Annotated in this window: 1 protein-coding gene; it reads left to right on the top strand. The window is 36.7% G+C overall.

The features are described from left to right. Positions 1-257: 257 nt before the first annotated feature. A partial coding sequence (locus ERX37_RS11150; RefSeq protein WP_133430743.1) for a hypothetical protein occupies positions 258-498 on the top strand: 241 nt, incomplete at its 3' end.

Below are 498 nucleotides of genomic sequence, written 5' to 3'. Positions count from 1 at the left end.
AGAGCAATAATGACAGAAGGAGAATGAAAATGATAACATTTAGAATGCAGGTGGCATAATTTTAGAGCTTTAGAAAAATCAGACATATCTTTCTACCGCCTAAATTAAATAGTTAGTTCCATTATACCCCAATGACAAAACCTGTGATTGGGGCTTTTTTTATACAGAAAGGATTGATTAAATGAATTCCCCGCGAGCACCTACATCTCAGAAATTTTAAATCACACCCCAAAGTTAACCATAAAAAGGAGAAACGAATGAATAAAAATCAAAAGAACAACAAAAAATCACATGTGATCAAGGCTTTACTAGCGACAGGTGTTATTGCCTCGCCTTTACTGTCACCAATTAATGCTTTTGCAGCAACAACATCTATTCTGGATGCACCTAATGCCTCAGTACCTACGTCAACTGACAAAGCAGACTCTAAGTATGAATTTATTGCACAGTACAATCCGGAACTGACAAAAATCACGACATTCGGATCGGCTATGTGGA

The sequence above is a fragment of the Macrococcus hajekii genome (assembly GCF_004359505.1).
Lineage (GTDB): Bacteria > Bacillota > Bacilli > Staphylococcales > Staphylococcaceae > Macrococcus > Macrococcus hajekii.
This window is presented reverse-complemented; position numbering and strand designations above follow the sequence as displayed.